The organism is Pseudomonas sp. P110(2024), from assembly GCF_057480795.1.
This window is the reverse complement of record NZ_JBLIYT010000004.1, coordinates 267623-283097: the sequence shown is the minus strand read 5'-3', so window position 1 is coordinate 283097 and position 15475 is coordinate 267623. Positions and strand designations below refer to the sequence as shown.

Sequence of the window (15475 nt, the reverse complement as noted above, 5' to 3'; positions counted from 1 at the left end):
CTGAAGCGCCAGCTGTACCTGTGGCACCGCTGGCTGGGCAGCGTCGCCTGCCTGTTCATGGCGCTGTGGTTCGTCTCCGGGGTGGTCATGCTGTATGTCGGCTACCCCAAGCTGACCCCGGCCGAGCGCCTGGCCCACCTGCCGGCACTGCCGGCGGGATGCTGCGCCGAACTGCCGACGCAGTGGGCGCAACAGCCGTTGAAGGCGCTGCGTCTGACCAGCCTGGGCGGGCAAGCACACTACCTGCTGGAACTGGCCGACGGTCGCCGCGTCACCCTTGATGCCACCAGCGGCGAGCCCCTGGTTCATGCGGATGCCGCCTGGGCCCTGGCCAATGCGCGGCAGTACGCCGGTGACTCGGCACTGGCCTATCAAGGCACGGTGGACGAGGACATGTGGACCCACTCCCGGGCCCTGGACGCTGACCGGCCCTTGCATCGGGTGCGGGTGGACGATGCCGCCGGCACCTGGCTGTACCTGTCCGGGCGCAGCGGTGAAGTGGTGCGCGACGCCACCGCGCAGGAACGCGCCTGGAACTGGGTCGGTGCCTGGCTGCACTGGCTCTATCCCCTGCGCGGCGGGTTCGGCTTCGACAACGGCTGGCGCACGCTGGTGATCGGCCTGTCCGTGCTCGGTACGCTGATGGCGATCCTGGGCATGGCGGTGGGCATCCTGCGCCTGCGGTTGCGCAAGCGCTATCGCAGCGGCTCGCGCAGCCCCTACCCCGGAGGCTGGCTGCGCTGGCACCACATCGGTGGGCTGTTGTTCGGTGGGGTGCTGGTGTTGTGGGTGTTCAGCGGCTTGATGTCGATGCGCCCCTGGGGCCTGACCGACAGCCGTTCGCAGATCGCCCTGCAACCCGGCCCGCTGCACGCCGCCGACCTCAAGCTGCCGGTTGCCACCGCGTTGGCGCGGTTGCGCGAGGAGGCAGGTTTCAACACCGTCGAGTTGCAGTGGCAGCGCCTGGCCGACGTCAACTACATGGTGGCGCGTAATGCCAACGGCGACAGCCGTATCCTCGAAGACGGCGCGCCGCCGACCCGGGCGTTTGCCCGGCAACGGCTGCTGGCGGCCGCGCAGGCCATGGCCCCAGGCATTGCGGTGCAAGACGACTGGCAGAGCGCTTACGACTTCCACTACTTCGCCCGCGACCCGCAGAGCATGTACGGTTTCCAATCCCGCCCATTGCCCGTGCTGCGCCTGCGCTTCGATGACTCGGCCGCTACCTGGGTCTACCTGGACCCGGCCAGCGGCATGATGGTGGCCAACCATGACCGGGCGCAACGCACCGGGCGCTGGTTGTTCAACCTGCTGCACAGCTGGGACTGGCAACCGCTGCTGGCGCGGCCGCTGCTGCGTGAAGGGCTGATCATCGTCCTGAGCAGCGGTGGGTTGGTGATTGCCCTCAGTGGCGTGGTGCTGGGTTGGCGGCGTTTGCGCAGGACGCTTCGTTAACGTCACTGGGGCCGCAAAGCGGCCCCCTTCGCTCACCTTACAGGCTACCCCCGCTTCTTCTTCACCCCGCCCTGCCGGGCCTTGAACCGCGGATTGGACTTGCAGATCACATAGATCCGGCCACGACGCTTGACCACCTGGCAGTCACGATGACGACGCTTGGCTTGCTTGAGTGAGGACAGTACTTGCATAGGAACCTCCGGCTACGTAATAACATTACAATAACGCGAATCATTTTCATCTGCCAATCACTCCTCAGATCTCATTTCGCTATGGCGTCAGCGCATCGATAAATGCTACGTTATTACATATTATTTGGAGATCCCTTGTGAACCCTCGCGCACCGCTTCTGGCCGGCCTCACCCTGGGCCTGTTCGGCCAACCCCTCTTGGCAGCCCAACCCCTGCTGCTGGAAGAAACCTCGATCACCGACGCCTACCTCGAAGAACGCGCCGACGGCCCGGTGCAAGGCTACCGCGCCACCCGCTCGGCCACCGCCACCCGCACCGACAGCGATATCCGCGACACCCCGCAGAGCATCCAGGTGGTGCCCGCCCAGGTGATCAAGGACCTCAACACCACCCGCATCGACCGCGCCCTGGACTTTGCCGGCGGCGTGTCGCGGCAGAACAACTTCGGTGGCCTGACCTTCCTCAACTACAGTGTGCGCGGCTTCACCACCGGCGAGCTGTACAAGAACGGCTTCGCCATCAACCGCGGCAGCTACAGTTCCCCGGACACCTCCAGCATCGAGCGCATCGAAGTGCTCAAGGGCCCGGCCGCCAGCCTCTATGGCCGCGGCGACCCTGGCGGGCTGGTCAATATCGTCAGCAAGCGCCCCCAGGCCGAAACCTTCAGCACCCTAAGCCTGAGCGCGGGCAGTTGGGACCGCTACCGCACCGCCCTGGATGCCAACTCGCCGCTGGACAGCCAAGGCAATCTGCTGGGTCGGATCAACCTGGCGGTCGAGGACAACGGCAGCTTCCGTGACCATGTCGGCAGCGAGCGTCGTATCGTCAGCCCGTCCCTGAGCTGGCAGTTGTCGCCCGATACGCGGCTGCTGATCGACACCGAGTTCTCCCGCACCGAGTCGGTGTTTGACCGAGGCATTCCGGCAGTCAATGGCGAGATGGGCTCGGTCAAGCGCTCGGCCTTTCTCGGCGAGCCCAACGACGGCAAGATCCGCAACGACAACCAGACCCTCGACGTGGCGCTGGAACATTTTCTCGACGACAGCTGGAAACTGCGCCTGGCCAACCATTACACCCAGGGCACGCTCAAGGGCAACAGCTCCGAGCCCCAGGCCCTGGTCGGCACGACGATCACCCGTTTCTATCGCGAACGTGATTTCGAATGGAACGACAACATCACCCAGGCCGAGCTGCACGGTCAGTTCGAATTAGGGGGCTGGCAACACCAGGCGCTGATCGGGCTGGAATACGAAAACTACCGCAACAGCCAGAAATACCCGCAAAGCGCGACCTCGGCGGGCTATGGCCTGGACATCTACAACCCGGTATACGGCAAGCCGAAGCCGGCCATCGCCCGGCCCAACGACTTCTTCGAGCACACCGAAAGCCATGCCCTCAATCTGCAGGACCAGATCGCCTTCACCGAGCGCCTGCGCGGGCTGGTGGGCGTGCGCCTGGAACGCATCGAACAGATTTCGCAGAACCGCGCCACCGGTGCCAGCGACAGCCAGGAAAAGGACGTCGCCACGCCGCGCGTGGGGCTGCTTTACCAGCTGACCCCACAGGTCGGCGTGTTCGCCAACGCCTCGACGTCGTTCAAGCCCAATACCATTGGCACCCAGGGCCAGGTCTACAAGCCGGAGAAAGGTCTGGGCTATGAGACCGGACTGAAGCTCGACCTGCTCGACAACCGCCTGGGCGCGACCATCGCGCTGTTCCATATCGACAAGGAGAACGTCATCACCACCGACGTGCTCGGCGACAGCGTGGCGGCCGGCAAGGCGCGCAGCCAGGGGCTGGACCTGCAGTTCAGCGGCCAACTGACCGACGCCGTACGGGTGATCGGCGCCTATGCCTACATCGATGCCGAGGTCACCAAGGGCGACGCGGCCCTGCCCAAGGGCAGCGACCTGCTGGGTATTGCCCGCAACAGCGGCAGCGTGATGGGCGTGTACGAGTTCTTGGACGGCGCTCTGCGCGGCTCGGACATCGGCGCGGCGTTCAACTATGTCGGCGAGCGTTCCGGCCAGGCCGGCAGCCACTTCACCCTGGATGCCTACAGCACGGTCGACCTGCTGGCGCACTACAAGGCCAGCGAACAGGTGACCGTGGGCCTGAACCTCAACAACCTGTTCGATCGCAAGTACTACGAACGCTCCTACAACAGCGCGTGGGTACTGCCGGGCGAACCGCGCAATGTCAGTGTGAGCCTGACGCTCAGCCTTTGACCCAGCACATGAAGGAAACTTCATGTTAGCCGTCAGCCCCTTGGCACCGGGGCCGGCGGGCATCGCGGGGCGGCGGGGCAACCGGCCCCGCCTTGAGCCGCCCTGCCCGCCCGCGTAGCATCGCGACCCCATCCGTAGCACCACGACGTCCATGCCCCAGCCCATTCCCCTCAAGGACCACGAAAAGGAAAAGCATCTGGTCAACCGCCGGCTGCTGGCCTGTGCCCTGCTGGTGATGAGCCTGGTGGCAGTGCTGGTGGGCCGGCTCTATGTGCTGCAGGTGCTGCAGCACGACCAGCAGAGCGCGGTATCGGAAAACAACCGCGTGCACGTGCTGCCGATCCCGCCCGAGCGCGGCCTGATCTATGACCGCAACGGCGTGGTGCTGGCCGACAACAAGCCCAGCTTCAACCTGACCATGACCCGCGAACGGGCCGGCGATCCGGCACGGGTGCTCGACAGCCTGGCGCAGATCCTCGGTCTGTCCGAGGACGACCGCCACCAGTTCGACAAGGACCTGCGCCGCGGACGCAAGCCGTTCGAGCCGGTGACCCTGCTGGTGGGCCTGAGCGAAGAGCAGATCGCCCTGATCGCGGTCAACCAGTTCCGCCTGCCGGGGCTGGAGGTCGAGCCGCAGTTCATACGCGAATACCCACTGGCCGAGCACTTCGCCCATTCGGTGGGCTACGTCGGGCGCATCAACGAAAAGGAAGCCAAGACCCTCGACAGTACCGCCTACCGCGGCACCCAGTCGATCGGCAAGACTGGTATCGAACGCTTCTACGAGAACGAACTGCACGGCCAAGTGGGCTACGAGGAAGTCGAGACCAATGCCCAGGGCCGGGTGATGCGCGTACTCAACCACCATGACCCGGTGCCGGGCAAGGACATCGTGCTGAGCCTCGACGCCCACCTGCAGCAGGCCGCCGAAAAGGCCCTGGGCGATCGGCGTGGCGCGGTGGTGGTGCTCGACCCGGCCAACGGCGACGTACTGGCGATGGTCAGCAACCCGGCCTTCGACCCCAACCTGTTCGTCAAGGGCATCAGCTACAGGCAGTACGCCGCCCTGCGCGACTCCATTGACCGGCCGCTGTTCAATCGCGTGCTGCGCGGGCTGTACGCACCCGGCTCGACGGTCAAGCCCGAGGTGGCCATCGCCGGCCTCGACAGCGGCGTGATCAGCCCCGCCAGCCGGGTCTTCGACCCCGGCTACTACGAGCTGCCCAACTACGACCACAAGTACCGCAACTGGAACCGCACGGGCGATGGCTGGGTGGACATGTACACGGCGATCATGCGCTCCAACGACACCTACTTCTACGACCTGGCGCACAAGCTGGGCATCGACCGCCTGCACGACTACATGGCCGAGTTCGGCCTGGGCCAGAAGGTCTCGCTGGACATGTTCGAGGAAGCACCGGGGCTGATGCCGTCACAGGCCTGGAAGCGCGCCACCCGGCGCCAGGCCTGGTTCCCCGGCGAGACGCTGATCCTCGGCATCGGCCAGGGCTACATGCAGGTCACGCCGCTGCAGCTGGCCCAGGCCACCAGCCTGCTGGCGAGCAAGGGGGCGTGGCACCGCCCGCACCTGGCGCTGACCATCGGTGGCCAGGCTCCGGTCGACCCCAACCCGATGCCGGACATCGTGCTGCACGACAAGCACGCCTGGGACCAGGTCAGCCAGGGCATGCAGATGGTCATGCACGACCCGCGCGGCATCGCCCGCGCCGCCGCCGCCGGCGCGCAATACCGCATCGCTGGCAAGAGCGGCACGGCGCAGGTGGTGGCGATCAAGCAGGGTGAACGCTACAACCGCGACAAGACCCTCGAGCGCCACCGCGACAACGCCCTGTTCGTCGGCTTCGCCCCGGCCGAGCACCCGGCGATGGTGGTGGCGGTGATGATCGAGAACGGCGAGGCCGGTGGTCGGGTGGCCGGGCCGGTGGTGCGTGAGGTGATGGATGCGTACCTGCTGGATGAGCAGGGGCATTTGAAGGCGCAGTATGCCGGCGTGCCGCAGGCCAGGAGCATCCCACACTCCTAGACCGACACAGGCGCGGCCCCGGTCTCATGGGGGGCGCGCTTTTGATAGGAGCCGCCTTCAGCACAACGGCCCCAATACGCTGCAGCGGCTGCGTCGGTGATCGCAGGTTAACCCGCGCTACTGGCCCTGAGTGGGATCAAGCAGCGGTTCCAGGCATCAGGTCGTAAGGATGCTTCCATCCCGGCACTTCTTGAATACGCGCCTTCCATGCTTCGACATGACGGAACTCGCTGAGCGCCAACCCCGTGTCCTCGGGCATGTACACGTACCCTGCGAGGGACAGGTCGGCTATGGTCAGGCGCCCGCCGACCATGAACGGCGTCTTGGCCAGGTGTGCATCGACGATCTGGTAGGCCGCCCTGGCCCGCTCGCGCAGGAAGCGGGTGACATCCGACTCGCCCATCTGCTTCAGGCAAAAGATGAACCGCAACGCCGCGTAGTAGCTGGTGAATTTGTGGTTGTCGAAGAGCATCCAACGCCAGATCTCGCGCTTCTCGACGTCGTCGCGCGGGCCGAACTGGCCGGTGCGTTCGGCCAGGTAGTCGAGAATCAAGGCCGACTGGGTGAGTTTCTCCCCGGCATGCTCGAGCACCGGCACCTCCCCCTGCTCGTTGACCGCGTCGCGCCAGTCCTGACCACGGGTCTGGCCGTTGAAGAAATCGACGAACACAGGCGCCCAGTCCTGGCCGGTGAGCTCCAGCATCAGCGCAACCTTGTAGGCGTTGCCGGATTCGGCGAAGCAGTGGAGCGTGTATTCGGTCATGGCATCACATTCCCTTGATTGACGGACGGCAGGACTGCGAGAAGATCATGCGCGAGGGTTGTAGGTCAAATACAACGTGGCTCAGTATTGCAGGCGCAATATCACAAGCGTGCCGGAACTCCCAGCGCGTCACAGCGCTCTTAACATCATGCAGTAACACCCTTGGGCTTCACCTTCGCGGAGGACTCACCATGCGTCATTTACTGCTCATCCCATCGCTGCTGCTCCTGCTCCCCGCCGGTGCCGCCCTGGCCCGTGTCGACGCCGGTGACGTCGCTACCTCGGCCGGGGTGTCCGCCTCGCTGTACTCGACCTTCAAGGACGACAAACGGATCATTCCCGCCCGTGACGAACTGTCGGCCTTTGTCGCCAGCGGCGGCGCCATTCGCGGAGCTTACCTGGAGTCGGCGCTGGCGCAGGTCCGCCAGGCCAATCCCGGATTGCAAGCCAGTGACGAGGAGCTGGCCAGGGCGCTGCTGTCGCAGGATGACGGATTGGCGGATCACTGATCGCAGGAAAACAGGGGCCGCTGCGCGGCCCCTGTGGCTCAGCGCGCCCGGTTGGTCACTCCGAACGGAACATGGACCGAAGGCACCACCGTGCTGGTGCTCTTGAGGTGCCCCGACTGGTCGTCGAAGAAGATGTGCGGCTTGAGCACCTGCAGCACCCGCCGCTTCTCTATGCCCCCGAGAAAGAACGCGTCATTGGCCATCACTCCCCAGCTTTTCAGAGTGTTGAGCGCCCGCTCATGGGATGGCGCATTGCGCGCCGTGACAATCGACACACGTAGGCGGTTTTCATAGCCGGGATGCGCCAGCTTGTGCTGCTCTTCGGCAGCCTGGATACGGGCGATGCGCACGAAGAACTCCTTGAGCGGGCCGGGGTTGTGCGGCTGGGTGACGTTGATCACTTCATGAGCATGAAAACTGTCCAACCCGCCCGACTGCATCACCGCCTCCGATTCGTCTCCAGCCAGCACACCGTCGAAGTCGAAGGCGATGCGCAGGTTGTCATCGCTTTCGTCATCGTCGAACTTCGAGTCCAGCACCTGCCCCGCCGGATAGCCGGCCTTGATCGCGGCGTCGACATGCTGCTTGTCGGCGGACAGGAACAGGGCGATGTTCAGCGCCGGAATGTACTCGTAGGGTGAACGGCCCTGGGTGAAGATCGCCCGGGTCATGTTCAGGCCATAGTGGCCAATGGTCTTCATCACCCGCATGCCGGTGTCCGGATCGTTTTGCGACAGCAGCACCACCTCCACCAGCGGGTCCTCGGGATCGCCGCGCAGGTCATTGAGCGCAAGCAGGCGCTTGATGAAGGGATAGGCGATGCCTTTTCCCAGCGGCACGTCCAAGTGCTGCTCCTGGTACTTGCGGTACTGCGCCTCGCCCTCGCGACGGAACACCGCGTCCGATTCGCTGAGGTCGAACACGGCGCTGGAGGCGACACCGATGACCAGGCGATCATCCAGTTCGAAGGCCATGGGGCTTTCCTTGTCTTGATAAATGTTGAACGCGACGCCGGTCAGCCTTCGCTGCGGCCCTGCAGGCGCGAGGTCCAGTCCTCGACCTGGTGTTGCTCCAGGCGCTTTTCCAGTGTCCTGCGCCAGTTCGGCACCAGCGGCAGCGCCAGGCATTCGCGCAACAGCTCGGGCTCCAGCCGCTTGTCGAACAGCACCGCCGAGAGCCGCGCCACCGACCACTGGGCGTGGGGACGCTCGACCAGATGCAGGGCATCGCCCGCCTCGACCACGCCCTCCTCCAGCACCCGGTAGTACCAGCCAGTGCGCCCGCTCTGCTGCACGCGCAACGCCATCTGCGCCACGTCGAAGCGGTCATTGAGCTTCCAGCACGGCATCCGCCCCTGGGAGATTTCCAGCAATGCCGTGCCGACGCGGATCCGGTCGCCCAGGCAGACATCGGCTTCACGCCAACCGAAGCTGCTGAAGTTCTCGCCAAACGCGCCGGGCCGGGTCAGCAAGGGGTGCTCGCCCAGTTCGGCGGCCCAGTCCGAATAGTGCTCAAGGGGATAATGGTGGATGGCCTTCTCGACGCCACCGTGTACGCGCAGATCGCCCTGTTCGTCGCCGGCGATGCCGAGGAAGGTCACCGCCAACGGGCCTTGACGTGGTTGCTTGTCGATGGCGCTGTGCGAACCCGGGCGGGTAAACGGTCGGGCGCAGCCGGTGAGCAGGCTGTCGAGGCGCGGGCTGGGCGAGGTCATGCGGCGGTCTCGTGGAAAGGTCCGCAAGAGCTTACACCAGAGCGCTGGGTAATACCTCAGGGAGCGGGCAAGCCCGGTCCTGCAAAGCTGTACCGGGCGTTACTTGCCCCGCGCCTTGTTGTAGATGGTCTTGGCGCGGTCGGCCGAGGCTTGGCACTTGGCCATGTCACCTATGTCCCGGGCGTCCTTGGCCTGCTTGAGCAGCTCGTGATAGTCGTGGGCCATGCCGCCGTGCAACGCCTGGCCATCGGTCTTGCTGATGCTCTCCAGATCATTGATCTTGGCATCGCAGTTGGTCGTCGGGCCATCCTCGGCGTGGGCGGCAAAACTCAGTACGCAGGTGATCGCTAACAATGTCATGGATTTCATGGCGTGCTCTCCTGGGAAACCGATGCAGCACAGAGCATAGTTCGCCAGCGCGCGCCCGCCGGGGCTTCAGCCCAACGGTAGTGCAACTTCGCCGACCAGGAAGTCGATGAACACCCGCACCTTCAACGGCATGTGCCAGACCTGCGGATACACCAGCATGAAAGGCCGCGACGTCCCGCCATGCCCGGCCAGTACCTCGACCAGCTCACCACTGTCCAGCGCATCCTGCACGGTGAAACGGTAGGCCTGCATCAGGCCGCCACCGTGGCGCGCCAGGGTCGTGGTGGCGAGGAAATCACCCAGACAGGTGAACGCACCCTGGGTCTGCAACTCGACCAGCTGTCCGTCACGGCGAAAGCTCCAGGGCGGCCGCCTGCCGCTGCTGGGCAACTCGAACTGGATGCACTCGTGCCCAGCCAGGTCCTCCAGGGTCCGTGGCGTACCGGCACGGGCCAGGTAGCCGGGTGTGGCAACCACCACCAGCTCGGCGTCCTCCAGGCGCCGGGCCACCAGGCGCGAATCGGCCGGCGCCCGGCCGCGAATCGCCAGGTCGAAGTGTTCGTCGGCGAAATCGACGTTGCGGTTGCTGACATGCACATCCACCTGCACCCCGGGATAACGCTGGCGAAAACGTGGCAGCAGCGGCAACAGGCGGTGATGGGCATAGGGCGTCGGCGCGCTGATGCGCAAGCGGCCAGCGGGCTCGAGCTGGCCACCGGTGACCTGGCGCTCGGCCTCGACCAGTTGGCCCAGCGCCTGGCGACAATGCTGGTAATAGGCCTGGCCGGCCTCGCTCAGGCGCATCTGCCGGGTGGTGCGCACGAACAGGCGTACGCCCAGACGTTCCTCCAGGCGCGCCACCGAGCGGCTCACCGCCGCTGGCGTGACGCCCGCCAGGGTGGCCGCCTCGGTAAAGCTGCCAGCATCGGCGGCGAGACAGAACAGCTCCAGGCTGCCCAGTTGCAGGTCATCGAAATGGCGGGTCATGGCGGGCTCGATTAATTACATGATGTATTGATTGAAATGCCATACGCCTCATTTTTCAAGCTGTCGTTGCAACTTACAGTGACTCCATACCCGAGCAACACCTCGCACGATCGGAGATCCTCCCATGAGCAACGCAAGAACCGTCATCATCACCGGCGCCTCCAGCGGCCTGGGCTTCGCCCTGGCCCAGACCTACCTCGAGCGTGGCGACAACGTGGTCGGCAATGCCCGCACCCAGGCCCGCCTCGACGAGGCCGCCGCCCGCCTGGGCAACCCGGCCGGCTTCATCGGCGTGGCTGGCGACATCGCCGAGAAAGCCACCGCCGAACGGCTGTTCGCCACCGCCCTGGAGGCCTTCGGCCGGGTCGACATCTTGGTCAACAACGCCGGCATCTTCATTCCCAAGCCGGTGACCGACTACACCGAGGCCGATGTCGACGCGCTGGTCGGCACCAACCTCAAGGGCTTTTTCTACCCCGCCCAGGCCGCAGCCCGGGTCATGAAGGCCCAAGGGCACGGGCATATCGTCGCCATCACCGCCTCGGTGGCCCTGCAGCCGGACACCCGCGTCCCGGCACTTCTACCGGTGCTGGTCAAGGGCGGGCTCAACCAGGCGGTCAAGGGCCTGGCCCTGGAGCTGGCAGCAAGCGGCGTGCAGGTCAACGCGGTGGCCCCTGGCATCATCGACACCCCGCTGCACGGCGGCCACACCGAAGGGCTCGGCGCGCTGTCGCCAAGCGGGCGCACCGGCACGCCCGAGGATGTGGTGGACGCCGTGCTGTACCTGACCGACGCCCGTTTCGTCAGCGGTGTCATCCTGCCCGTCGACGGTGGCAGCACCGCCGGCACCTGGCACTGAACCTGGAGCGACGCACATGCCTTATGTCCATATCCGCGTGACCGATGAAGGGGTCACGGCAGAACACAAGCGTCAGTTGATCGAAGGCACCACCCGCCTGCTGGAGCAGGTACTGAACAAACCGCCAGCAAGCACCTTCGTGGTGATCGAGGAAGTAGCCACTGACAACTGGGGTGTCGGCGGCGAGACGGTGACAGCCTTGCGCGCACGCGAACGCAACCAATGACAGACGCCGTGGGAGCGGGCCAGCATCGCTCCCACAGGCTCAGCCCCGTCTATTGCCGCAACCTTCCCAACGCTTCCAGCACATGCCCCGTCGCCCGTTCCAGCGCCCCCTCGCGACAGGCGATCCCCAACTGACGCCACAACCCCGGCCGCAACGGCCGCCGGGTGATACGCGGCGATGGCGGATGAACCTCGCCTTCCTGCGGCAGCAAGGTGGCGCCGTAGCCGGCGGCCACCAGGCGCTTGATCGCATCGTTGTAGTTCAGCTCGATCCGCGGTTCAGGGTACAACCCTGCTGCCGCGAACCACTCCGAGGTCACCCGCGACAGTTGCGTGGTGCTGTCGTTGAGGATCAGCGCCCGTCCGGCGAGCCAGGCCGGCGTCACCCGTGACGGTGGCTGCCAGTCGGCAGGGATGTAGGCCATGATCGGGTCGCGCCGCCACGGGGTGATCCGCAAGCCCTTGCCCGCCACCTGCGGCAGCGCCACCAGGCCGATGTCCAGGGTGCCCTCACGCAACCGCGCCAGGGATGCCTGCGAAGTGAGCACCTGGACCTGCACGTCGATCCCCGGATGATCAACCCGCAGCGTTTCCAGGGCCTGGGGCAACAGGTGGGCGATGGCGCCGGTCGAGGCGCCCAGCCGCACCCGGCCGGTCAGGCCCTCGACCTGGCGGCGCACCTCGTCCAGGGCCTGGTCGGCGTCGACCAGCAGACGCCGGGCGCGGGTCAGCAAGGTCTCGCCGATTGCGGTGGGCCGCACCTGGCCGCGGGTGCGGGTGAGCAAGGGCGCGCCGATGCGCGCCTCCAGCTCGGCCACGTGCAGGCTGATGGTGGGGGGCGCCAGGTTGAGCTGGCGGGCGGCATCGGCGAAAGAGGCACGTTCGGCGATCACCACCAGGGTGCGCAAGCGGTCGAGGCTGATTTCTCGCATGGGATCTCGGTAACTCACGGGTTTAGCTGGACCCTGTGGGAGCAGCCTTTCGCGACGCAAGACCGCTCCCACAGGGCTGGGCGATCTCCCATGGGACAATGCGCTCAAGTTCAGAATTCCTGAATACGGCGATCATTATATTCAAATTTTATTTCTCCCAGCGAACGACGAGGATACGGCAATCCTTCCCCATCAGCGGACCACCGACATGCACCACCCCCTCGTATTCATCGACGGCGACCAAGGCACCACCGGCCTGCAGATCCACGCCCGCCTGCAAGGCCGCCAGGACCTGCGCCTGCTCACCCTGCCCGAGGCCGAGCGCAAGGACCCGGCACGGCGCAGCGAGGCGATCAACAGCGCCGATATCGCCGTGCTCTGCCTACCCGACGACGCCGCCCGCGAGGCCGTGGCCACCCTGCACAATCCGGCGGTACGTGTGATCGACGCCAGCTCCGCGCACCGCACCGCGCCCGGCTGGGTCTACGGCCTGCCGGAACTGAACGAACAACAGGCCGAGCACATCGCCCGGGCCACCCGGGTGAGCAACCCCGGCTGCTACCCCACCGGCGCCATCGCCCTGCTGCATCCGCTGGTCAAGGCCGGCCTGGTGCCGGCCGACTACCCGCTCAGCATCCACGCCATCTCCGGCTACTCCGGGGGTGGCCGGGCCGCCGTCGAGCGCCATGAGCAGCGCAGCGACGCCTACCTGCCGACCCTCCAGCTGTATGGCCTGGAACTGGCGCACAAGCATGTGCCGGAGATCCAGCAGCACGCCGGGCTCAGCGCGCGCCCGGTATTCGTGCCCGGTTACGGCGACTACCGCCAGGGCATTGTGCTGAGCATCCCGCTGCAACTGCGCCTGTTGCCCGGGGTCGACGCCGATCAGTTGCAGGCCTGCCTCGAGCGGCACTATCAGGGCGCCCGCCATGTGCAAGTGATGCCCCTGCACCAGCACGGCCCGGCGGCGGCGCTGGATCCGCAGGCGCTGAACGACAGCAACGACCTGCGCCTGGCCCTGTACGCCAACCCCGAGCACGGCCAGGTGCTGCTCACCGCGGTGTTCGACAACCTGGGCAAGGGCGCCTCGGGCGCCGCCGTGCAGAACCTCGACCTGATGCTGGCTGGGCTGCGCTAGCCTCACCGGGTAGAATGATCACCCGCCTCGTTCCGGGGCGTGTGTTTCAATCCTGCCGGAGCCCGACCCGCGATGTTCATCCTCCGCCGCCTCGACGGCGTGCCGCCCGAATCCTTCCAGAACCAGATTCGCCAGCTGGTGATCGACCACGTCGGCCAGCTCAGCAGCGTCGCCATCAGCCCGGACAATCCGCTCTACCCGCTGTACCAGTACGGCGTCGGCCTGGAGGTACACCAGTACCTGATGGCGCTCGACGGCACCCGCGGCCTGGCCGTCGAGTTGACCCTGGCCCTGGATGCCGAGGCGCCGGACCAGTTGCTCGGCTTCGCCCTGGTGCTGCCAGCCCAGGACAACCCGCAGGCCTGCGCCCTGGCCTACCTTGCAGTGTCTCCCGACCACCGCCGCCAGGGCATTGCCCGTGGCCTGCTAAGTGCAGCCCGTGAACGCTATGCCTGCGTCGAGCTGAGCACCTTCGCCCAGCAGGTGCCGTGGTTCGAGAACATGGGCCTGCAGGTGGTCGCCAGCACCGGACCGCAGGTGCTGATGAGCAGCACCGGCCAAGCCAGCGGTGCGTTGATCGGGCGGCTGGATATCGCACCGATCTACCAGACCGTGGAGGTCCGGCAGATCCATGCCTACCTGCTCAAGCAACAGGGCAAGGCTGCGATGATGGACGCCGAGCGCCTGCGCGACGAGCGACTGGACACGCTGACGGAGCAGGCACGGGTGTGCGTCAGGGAACGCAAGACCGTGCATTGAGGCCTCTCGCCTTCAGCCCTTGATGGCCTTCTCGATGGCGGCGATGTCGATCCTGCCCATCTGCAGCATCGCCTCGAACGCCCGCTTCGCCACGGCACGATCGGGGCTGGCGACCGCCTGGGTCAGTACCCGCGGACTGATCTGCCAGGACAGGCCCCACCTGTCCTTGCACCAGCCACACACGCTCTCGCTGCCACCGTTGCCAACGATGGCATCCCAGTAGCGGTCGGTCTCCTCCTGGCTGTCGGTCGCCACCTGGAACGAGAACGCCTCGCTGTGGCTGAACGCCTTGCCGCCATTGAGGCCGATGCAGGGGATGCCCATCACGGTGAACTCCACCGTGATCACATCGCCTGCCTTGCCCGAGGGATAGTCGGCGGGCGCCGTGTGCACGGCGGTCACCCGGCTGTCGGGGAATATGCTGGCATAGAAGTTCGCCGCGTCCTCGGCATCGTGGTCATACCACAGGCAAATGGTGTTCTTGGCGGTCATGTCAGACTCCTGGGAACCAGCTCGTTGACCACGAGTCTAGCCCCCTGTCCTGGCATGCCCGCAAACGCGCGATCAGCGGCAGGCGATTGCCTGGGCCAGGTCACGGTCGCTCAGCGAACTGTTCGGGTGCTGTTGGCGGTATGCGCCCAGTGCCTGCTCCAGTCGCGCGCCGCGCAGGCGCCCGTCGCTGGCGATGAACAGCAACGCATCGTCGCGGGCGGCCTGGTAAGTACGCGCCGGATGGCTGGTGGAGCCGCTCACCGCGGCGGTGGCGAGGCTCGAGCCGACGGTGAAGTGATCGGTCGAGTTGCCCTTGCCGTCCATGGCCACGGCCGGGCCGGCAAGCAGCAACATCGCCAGGAGCGCAGGGCCGCGCAGGATCATGAGGCGACCCGTGCGGCTTGCACGGCGTCGCCATGCCGCTGGCTGAAGGCCAGGTAATAGCCGTTGCAATCACGCACGCCGAATTCCCGCGAACCATACTCCGTGTCGTGCAACGGCCAGGCGATATCCGCCAGTTCGCGGACTTGCGCGTAATAGCCGTCAACGTCCTCGACCACCAGGTAGAAGGTTCCGGCGCACCCCGGCGGCAGGCGCCACAGGTCCTGTTCGGTGAACAGCAGGCTGCAATCGCACAACTGCACGGTCAGGGTCGACTGCGTGGTGTCGGTGACCGTGAACTGCAGCACATCGCGGTAATGACGGCGGGTGGCGTCAAGGTCGGTGCAGCGCAAAAGCGGGGCAATGGGCATGCGAAGCCTCCTCGTCGGCAAACGGGTTGCCGCGGATCATCGCCGTAATCCTGGGGAG

At 66.0% G+C, this 15475-nt stretch carries 18 protein-coding genes; 8 read left to right on the top strand and 10 right to left on the bottom strand.

All coding sequences use genetic code 11. From position 1 onward, the window contains the following. Positions 1–1455 carry a PepSY domain-containing protein gene (locus AC25ND_RS08680; protein ID WP_486976241.1) on the top strand — a complete coding sequence of 485 codons (1455 nt, stop codon included), beginning with the start codon at positions 1–3 and terminating at the stop codon, positions 1453–1455. A gap of 44 nt (positions 1456–1499) precedes the next feature. Here AC25ND_RS08680 and ykgO read toward each other — a convergent pair whose 3' ends face one another. After that, entirely contained in the window at positions 1500–1646 is a 147-nt protein-coding gene (gene ykgO, locus AC25ND_RS08675; RefSeq protein ID WP_023632134.1) for a type B 50S ribosomal protein L36, read from the bottom strand. Positions 1647–1783: 137 nt separating this feature from the next. Between ykgO and AC25ND_RS08670 the strand changes: the two genes are divergently transcribed. Then, positions 1784–3874, top strand: a complete 2091-nt coding sequence (locus AC25ND_RS08670) for a TonB-dependent siderophore receptor (RefSeq protein ID WP_486976233.1) — start codon at positions 1784–1786, stop codon at positions 3872–3874. A gap of 151 nt (positions 3875–4025) precedes the next feature. Continuing rightward, a complete protein-coding gene (gene mrdA / locus AC25ND_RS08665; protein ID WP_028689429.1) occupies positions 4026–5918 on the top strand; it encodes a penicillin-binding protein 2 in 1893 nt (630 codons plus the stop codon). A gap of 136 nt (positions 5919–6054) precedes the next feature. Here the strand turns inward: mrdA and AC25ND_RS08660 are convergent, their stop codons facing one another. Next, a complete protein-coding gene (locus AC25ND_RS08660; protein ID WP_062364258.1) occupies positions 6055–6681 on the bottom strand; it encodes a glutathione S-transferase family protein in 627 nt (208 codons plus the stop codon). A gap of 191 nt (positions 6682–6872) precedes the next feature. Here AC25ND_RS08660 and AC25ND_RS08655 point away from each other — a divergent pair, with 191 nt between their 5' ends. Then, entirely contained in the window at positions 6873–7190 is a 318-nt protein-coding gene (locus tag AC25ND_RS08655; protein ID WP_028689427.1) for a DUF2388 domain-containing protein, read from the top strand. Positions 7191–7228: 38 nt separating this feature from the next. Here AC25ND_RS08655 and AC25ND_RS08650 read toward each other — a convergent pair whose 3' ends face one another. The 4 genes from AC25ND_RS08650 to AC25ND_RS08635 all read right to left on the bottom strand — a co-directional run bounded on the left by AC25ND_RS08650 (position 7229) and on the right by AC25ND_RS08635 (position 10260). Further along, positions 7229–8164, bottom strand: a complete 936-nt coding sequence (locus AC25ND_RS08650) for a 5'-nucleotidase (protein ID WP_028689426.1) — start codon at positions 8162–8164, stop codon at positions 7229–7231. A 41-nt stretch (positions 8165–8205) separates the two neighbouring features. Next, positions 8206–8904: an MOSC domain-containing protein gene (locus tag AC25ND_RS08645; protein ID WP_028689425.1), complete on the bottom strand. Its 699-nt coding sequence runs from the start codon at positions 8902–8904 to the stop codon at positions 8206–8208. Positions 8905–9003: 99 nt separating this feature from the next. Further along, complete coding sequence (locus AC25ND_RS08640; protein WP_186594986.1) at positions 9004–9273, bottom strand: hypothetical protein; 270 nt, start codon at positions 9271–9273, stop codon at positions 9004–9006. A 66-nt stretch (positions 9274–9339) separates the two neighbouring features. Further along, positions 9340–10260, bottom strand: coding sequence for a LysR family transcriptional regulator (locus AC25ND_RS08635; protein ID WP_028689423.1), 921 nt, complete (start codon positions 10258–10260; stop codon positions 9340–9342). Between the two features lie 124 nt (positions 10261–10384). Between AC25ND_RS08635 and AC25ND_RS08630 the strand changes: the two genes are divergently transcribed. Together AC25ND_RS08630 and AC25ND_RS08625 are read left to right on the top strand one after the other, a co-directional pair. Then, positions 10385–11119, top strand: a complete 735-nt coding sequence (locus AC25ND_RS08630; RefSeq protein WP_069017716.1) for an SDR family NAD(P)-dependent oxidoreductase — start codon at positions 10385–10387, stop codon at positions 11117–11119. A gap of 16 nt (positions 11120–11135) precedes the next feature. After that, on the top strand, positions 11136–11345 hold the full coding sequence (locus AC25ND_RS08625) for a tautomerase family protein (protein ID WP_028689421.1): 210 nt from the start codon (positions 11136–11138) through the stop codon (positions 11343–11345). A gap of 49 nt (positions 11346–11394) precedes the next feature. On the opposite strand, the gene AC25ND_RS08620 is transcribed toward AC25ND_RS08625, so the two are convergent. Beyond that, complete coding sequence (locus AC25ND_RS08620) at positions 11395–12276, bottom strand: LysR family transcriptional regulator (RefSeq protein ID WP_186594984.1); 882 nt, start codon at positions 12274–12276, stop codon at positions 11395–11397. A gap of 208 nt (positions 12277–12484) precedes the next feature. Here AC25ND_RS08620 and argC point away from each other — a divergent pair, with 208 nt between their 5' ends. Beyond that, complete coding sequence (gene argC, locus AC25ND_RS08615) at positions 12485–13414, top strand: N-acetyl-gamma-glutamyl-phosphate reductase (RefSeq protein WP_028689419.1); 930 nt, start codon at positions 12485–12487, stop codon at positions 13412–13414. A 72-nt stretch (positions 13415–13486) separates the two neighbouring features. Further along, a complete protein-coding gene (locus tag AC25ND_RS08610; RefSeq protein ID WP_486976232.1) occupies positions 13487–14173 on the top strand; it encodes a GNAT family N-acetyltransferase in 687 nt (228 codons plus the stop codon). A gap of 12 nt (positions 14174–14185) precedes the next feature. On the opposite strand, the gene AC25ND_RS08605 is transcribed toward AC25ND_RS08610, so the two are convergent. The 3 genes from AC25ND_RS08605 to AC25ND_RS08595 all read right to left on the bottom strand — a co-directional run bounded on the left by AC25ND_RS08605 (position 14186) and on the right by AC25ND_RS08595 (position 15417). Next, positions 14186–14665 carry a VOC family protein gene (locus AC25ND_RS08605; RefSeq protein WP_062364272.1) on the bottom strand — a complete coding sequence of 160 codons (480 nt, stop codon included), beginning with the start codon at positions 14663–14665 and terminating at the stop codon, positions 14186–14188. Between the two features lie 72 nt (positions 14666–14737). Further along, positions 14738–15049 carry a DUF2388 domain-containing protein gene (locus AC25ND_RS08600; protein ID WP_062364274.1) on the bottom strand — a complete coding sequence of 104 codons (312 nt, stop codon included), beginning with the start codon at positions 15047–15049 and terminating at the stop codon, positions 14738–14740. Continuing rightward, positions 15046–15417, bottom strand: a complete 372-nt coding sequence (locus AC25ND_RS08595) for a VOC family protein (RefSeq protein ID WP_062364276.1) — start codon at positions 15415–15417, stop codon at positions 15046–15048. Before AC25ND_RS08595 ends, AC25ND_RS08600 begins: the two co-directional genes overlap by 4 nt. Between the last annotated feature and the right edge of the window lie 58 nt (positions 15418–15475).